The 6,964-nt window shown below is 29.2% G+C and carries 2 protein-coding genes; both read left to right on the top strand.

From position 1 onward, the window contains the following. The first annotated feature begins 246 nt into the window (after positions 1-246). Complete coding sequence (locus U9R42_14980) at positions 247-4,470, top strand: T9SS type A sorting domain-containing protein (GenBank protein ID MEA3497329.1); 4,224 nt, start codon at positions 247-249, stop codon at positions 4,468-4,470. A 9-nt stretch (positions 4,471-4,479) separates the two neighbouring features. After that, positions 4,480-6,555: a T9SS type A sorting domain-containing protein gene (locus U9R42_14975; protein MEA3497328.1), complete on the top strand. Its 2,076-nt coding sequence runs from the start codon at positions 4,480-4,482 to the stop codon at positions 6,553-6,555. Positions 6,556-6,964 lie beyond the last annotated feature (409 nt).

The raw sequence follows: 6,964 nt of genomic DNA, 5'->3' as shown, positions 1-6,964 counted from the left end.
GAATCACAAAGTATGAAACAATTCATTATGGAATTATTATACTACTGATTTTCTTTATGTTATCACAACTCGACATTTAATAAGTTTCAGAATGTCAATTCTTTATATTCAAATGCGAAACTTAAGTAACTAAGGTGTTATAAAATTTTCAACATCAATAATTATTTAGTAACTTTGTAAAAAATAATTATTTCATTTTTAAGAAAACAGTATTTAAAATTGTTGCTAAAAAAATTTACATACCTATTGTTTTTAGTTCTTTTTTCAGAACTATCCTTTGCTCAGTTAAACGGTACCTACACAATTAACTGCAATACAAACGCAAATGCTGATTACCATTCTTTTTCGAATGCTATAATTGACCTTGAAAACAATGGGATAAACGGAAATGTAGTTTTTATATTTTCACCAGGCACTTATCAAGGACACTTGAATATTTCAAATTACAATGGAATATCTCCAACTAACACTATCACTTTCAAATCTTCAACCAACGACAGCAATGATGTGATAATTACACACTCACCTACAGGATATTCAGATAACTTTACCTTACAACTCAACAATGCTAATTACATTAAATTTGAAAATCTAACAATTCGTTCAACGGTAAATAACTCCTATTCAAACGTAATAAGTTTCAGAAACAATTCGCAACACAATGTTTTTAAAAACTGTGTTATTTTAGGCATGAAAACAAGCCTTGCTCAATCGGATCAAGCATTGATAATATCCGACAACAACAGTTCAAACTCAAGTAATACTTTTCAAAACAACTTATTCAAGCAAGGATCTTTTGGAATATATTTTCAAAAAAATGCTACCTCCATAGCAGATTCTTCAAACTTAATTATCAACAATACTTTTTTAGAACAGTACAAATATGCAATTTACCTTTCAAGGCAGGAAAACATTATTATTGATAAAAACATTATACTTCAAAATTCAAGCACAGGGCATAGTGCAATAAAATTAGTGTTGCCTGCAAAGTCATTTTCAATTCAAGAAAATAAAATAATTACAACTAACGAATCTATTTCTTCCATAATAAATATTTACAATTATATATGTAGCACAACCCCTTTTCAAGGAATAATAGCAAACAATTTTATATCTTCTGTTTTTAATGGAAACGACAATAACATTATTGATATCTACAATAGTAAAAGCATTAAAATTTACAACAACAGCATTAACCATAGTTCAAAATCAAACTTAATTTCAAATCTTATAAAACTCGAAAATTCCCAAAATATAGAAATAAAGAATAACATTCTTGCATCAAAAAATAGAGCAAGAATATTTCACTTTTTAAATTCAACAAATATTTCAAGTAATCACAATTGCTTTTTTATAACAAGCAATGAATTTGCAATCATTGGTAGCGATAGTTTTACTAACTTTAAACATTGGCAGGATTCAACATCCTTTGATAATCAGTCAATATTTACTAATCCGTTTTTTCATTCCATTACAAATTTGCACACGCATAACCAACTAATTAACAATAGTGGAACTCCGCTTTCACTCATAACAACAGACATTGATGGAGAAATCAGAAACAATCTTCATCCCGATATTGGTGCTGATGAATTTTCTACTATTGCTCATGACATTAGCATTATAGATTGTATTTACCCAACAGAAGGAAATCATTGCCAACTTGATTCAAATATTCATTTTGTAATAAAACTATTGAATCTTGGAACAGATACAATTTCAAATATTCCTGTAAAATTTTCAATAAATAACTCCTTAAAAACACAAAATCCTGAAATAGTAAATTCCTTAATTTTTCCTTTTGACACAATAACTTACAATTTTACAACAGTTGCAAACTTATCAGCAAAAGGGGGTTATGATTGTAAAATATTTCTTTCCGATACAAATGACAATTTTAAAACAAATGATACTTTTGCAAACAGCATTTCTATTTTTCCAATAATCAACTCTTTTCCATTTATTGAAAATTTTGAAACAGGACACAACTACTCACTTTTATCACACACAAATTCAGAATCAAAAATATCAATTGATAAAAGAGCAGCTAACAATAGCAACTATGGTTTACACTTTCAAGGAGATAGCTCTACAGCTTGGACGGGATTTTTAAACAATACTACTGCAAAAAATGCATGGATTGACAACACAGAACATCAGGCAACTTCATACACATGCAACATAGATGCTTCCTCAACATCATTTTTACGATTATGCCTTGACTTAAAACAAACTTACAGCTATGCTGAAAAGCTCAGTTGGTTCAGAGTAATTGTAAATGACACAATTCAAATTCCTGATATCAATGGTGATTCAAATTTTAACCCACAGATTAATTCAAATAATTTTGAAACAAAATTTTTTGACCTTAGCAATTATACGGATTCAAATCTAAAAGTTTCATTACAATCATGCTGTAAAAGACGTGATGGGTTCTACAACAAAGGAGATAATGTTTTTATTGACAACATAAAAATTAGTATTCCACCAGCAAATGATGTAGGAGTATTATCAATTATTTCTCCTTTTAACAAACTTTGTGGAAAACAAAATGATGAAGTAAAAGTTATTATCAGCAATTTCGGTTCACAAACTCAATCATCAATTCCTGTTCATGTAAAAATATTTTCTCCTTTTGATACTTTAGTAATTTCCGATACCTTAAGAAAACCTATCAAATCAAACTGCTACGACACTCTTACTATTAGGTACTGCAACACCTCAATAGCAGGAGATTATATTTTTAAAGCATACACTAGCTTACAAAGTGATAACATAAACAAAAATGACACAACGGAAATAGCTATTGTATTTATTTCCCCCTCCCAACTTCCTTTGATAGATAATCTTGAAAAAGAATCCAAGCAATCAAAATGGGAACTTACAAACTCATGGTTTGCTAAAAAAGGTGATCACGGCACACAATCACAAACTCTTTCAAACAGTATTTGGATTTATGGAGCAACAAAATCTTCAACCTTTCTAAATCAGAAAAACGGACCTATTTCCAAAAATTCATACTTTCATTTTGATTACAGAATAATACGAGACCACCCACCATATTTTAACCTTCCAACGATAATGAATTCAACTGATTCGATTTATGTTCTTGCATCATCAAATTGTGGTATCAGTTACGATACTATTTTTGTAATTGATTCTACAAATCATCAACCTTCAACTAAGATGAAGCACATTCAAATTCCCTTAAAAAAATACGATGGGGAATATTTGCTTATAGGCTTTTCAATAACATCTGACAGTTTTAATGTCAACTATATTGATTTTGACAGCATTGTAATTTCGATTCTTCCTGAAACTAAACTTCCAAATGACACATCTATTTGTATAGGAGATTCATTTACAATAATTGTCAAAAATGACTCAAACATGACATATTCTTGGCGAGACATTGGTTCCTCAACTATTATTTCAAACAACTATTTTTTTACAACTTATTCTGCAGGAACTTTTATTTTAAAAATAACCAATGATTTAGGTTGGGCAAATTACGATACAATTACAATAACAAACTTTCCACAACCAAATGCTAATGCAGGAATAGACCAAGAAATTTGCTTTGGCGACAGCTTGCAATTAACTGCAACCGGTGGAACAAAATATCTTTGGAACACTGGTAGCACTACAAATGAATTAAATCTCATTGCCGATACAATTACTGAATTTTCCGTTAAAGTATTTAATATTTACGGATGCTATTCCTTTGATTCTGTAAATATAAAAATCAAAGCACTTCCACAAGCAAGTATTGTTGGAGACACTTCTGTTTGCTTTGGAGACACTGTAACTCTTACAGCATTTGGTGGGGGAAAATTTAAATGGAATACCGGAGATACAACACAAAATATTTCAACAATTGCACACTCATCAACTCAATTTTCTGTAAAAGTAATTGATAGCAATAACTGTTGGAGTATTGATAGCATCTATCAAATTGTAAAAGAACTACCTAAGATTTGGCTTGGAAATGATACAATAATTTGTGGCAAAAATTCAATTACTTTAAACGCAAATAAAACCTTTGATTCTTATTTTTGGTCAACAGGAAATAATACAAAATCAATTATTGTTGATTCTTCAAAAATTGGTTTTAGTACTGCAATAATTTGGATTAAAGTAATAAAAGATGCCTGTAAAAACTTTGATACAATCCAAATCAGATTTTACGATTGCGTTGGAATCAATGAAGAAATTGATATTAGAAACAATATTAAAACATTTCCAAATCCTGCAAAAAACAATATTATTATCAAAATTAAAGAAAACTATAAAACCGATAAAAACTTTAGCATTACAATTTTTGACAACCAAGGCAAACAATTATACGTCATTCAACAAAAAGATATTAAAACTTTTTCTATTGATATTTCAAAATTTAAAAAAGGATTATATCTGATTAAAATAACCAACAAAAATTCTTTTTATGTATTTAAATTCATCAAATCATAATTTTTTATCATGAAAAAAATATTAATATTTTCAATAGCATTCTCAATAATTTCAATCAATATTCAAGCACAACTACATGGAACATATACAATTGGCAAGTCAGGCAGTGCTGATTACATCTCTTTTAATCAAGCAATAAATGCCTTACAAAATTGGGGAATAATTGGTTCTGTTATTTTTAATATTGAAGCAGGTACTTACAATGAGCAAGTGCTCATTCCACCTATTTGGGGAGCAACAATGATAAATACTGTTACATTTCAATCAGCTTCAGGCAACAATGATGATGTGATACTTACTTACAAACCAACAGAAGATAGTTTAAATTACACTATAAAATTAAAATACACACAATACCTAATCATCAAAAACCTAACATTTTCATCAGATACCATTGCCGGAAACCTTATGGAAATTGCTTATGGTTCAAATTACAACCAAATTTTAAACAATCGTTTTATAGCACCTGACAGTAGCAGTGCAAAACTTTTATTTTCAACTGCTAACACTGGATTCAACAGTGAAAACAACAGATTCATGAACAATTATTTTGAAGGTGGCTCAAGTGGAATCTCTTTTTGTGGATTAAATTTAATGCATGCTAATGGCAATAATTTTTCAGAAAACAAATTTACAGGACAAAGGTCTAATGCCATTTTTCTAAAATACCAACACGCCCCTGAAATAAATAAGAACATTATCCACAGTCCTATAAAAAACCACAACTACACTGGAATTTTGTTAGAATATTGTAGCAATAATTTTAAATTAACAAAAAATATTATTTCAATAAAAGATGGCGGAGACTTGAATTTTGGAATTAAGTTCTACAAAACAAAAGGATTTGTAGGACTTGAAGGCTTAGTTGCCAATAATTTCATTCATTTAAATTCTTCATCATCAGGCTTCGGAATAAATGAAACTGCTTCGGAATATTTAAACTTTTATTACAACACAATTCATTTAACAGGAAATGCACAGAATACTGTTTGTGTATCATTTACAGTAGGGAATGACATAGTTTTTAAGAACAATAATCTTGTTAACAAAACACTAAGCCCTGCCCTAACAAATAATGTCTTGAATAATATTGTGATAGAACATAATAACTTATTCAGCAACGGAAATACAATTGCTCTATGGCACAACACAGCTGCTACTACAATATCTGAATGGCAAACAATTTCATCTCAAGGATATGCTTCGGTTTCAATAAATCCACAATTTTGTTCCGATTCAAACCTACATATTTATAATCCGGTAATGAATAACTTCGGCACTCCAATTTCTGGAATAAAAGAAGATATTGACGGTGAGAAACGTGATAAAACAAACACGGATATTGGTGCTGACGAATTTGATCCAATAACAATTAACCTTGGAAAAGATACTTCAATTTGTGCAAACACATCAATTGAATTAGATGCAGGAAAAGGTTTTAAAAGTTACCTATGGTCAAATGATTCAACAACTCAAAGCATACTTACTTTTGCAAAGAAAAATATAAGAGATACTATTGATTTTCATGTAACAGCAATTAAAAACGAATGTCCTATCAGAGATACAATAAAAATTATTTTCAAAAAATATCCTGATTTAAACTTAGGAAATGACACCACTCTTTGTGAAAAAAACCAAATAGATTTGAAAGTAGATTCAGTATATGCCTCCTATTTGTGGTCAACTAATTCAAAGGAAAACAACATTACTGTTGACACCAATGGAATAGGATTGGGAACTTTTACCTATTGGGTTGATGTAACGGCAAAGAACGGATGCTCAAATTCGGATACAATAACAATTACTTTTGATGATTGCGAATCCATTGAACAACAAGGCTCAGTAACATTCAAGTTGTATCCAAATCCAAATAATGGCAAATTCAGAATACAAAGTAATAATTTAAAAGGGTCTGATAATTTCAGTATTTCAATTTTCACATTAGAAGGGAAAGAAGTTTTTAACGAACAAAACTTAAATATCTCAAAACATTCATTTGATTTAAGAAATATTGAAAAAGGAGTTTATCTTTTTAAAGCAAGAAATAGGGAATTAGTTGTGAAAAAATTATTTATTGTTCGGTAACTTAATAATTTAGTTACTAATCAGTCTCAAAGTTAAAACTATTTTTTTTCAAATCGTTTTTTTTGTAAAAACCTTCAAGAATAGAGTTTGTTCACATTTCTTAACAGTCTGTTTTTCGTATTTTTTAAAAAGCAAAACTCAGCTGTGTTTATGAACAATATTTTTCATTTTTCTTAATAAACAGTGGTATGATTATTTGGTTCAATGTGATTTTGAGAATTACTTTTGTTGTGTGATGCCAAGTTAAATTCAAAATACTCGATATAAATCATTTCTATTTCTCTTTTTTGTCGTTAAAAATTATTTCCGTAGCTATAGCTTCCGAAACAAGTGCGGAACAAGTTATGCAAAGAATTTTTGCCTAAAAAAAGAAAAATATAATTTAATTTATTTATCAGGCGTTTTGAAA

It is taken from the genome of Bacteroidota bacterium, assembly GCA_034723125.1.
In the GTDB taxonomy this organism is placed as follows: Bacteria; Bacteroidota; Bacteroidia; order CAILMK01; family JAAYUY01; genus JAYEOP01.
The sequence above is the reverse complement of the archived record's forward strand: the minus strand, read 5'-3'. Positions and strand labels throughout refer to the sequence as shown.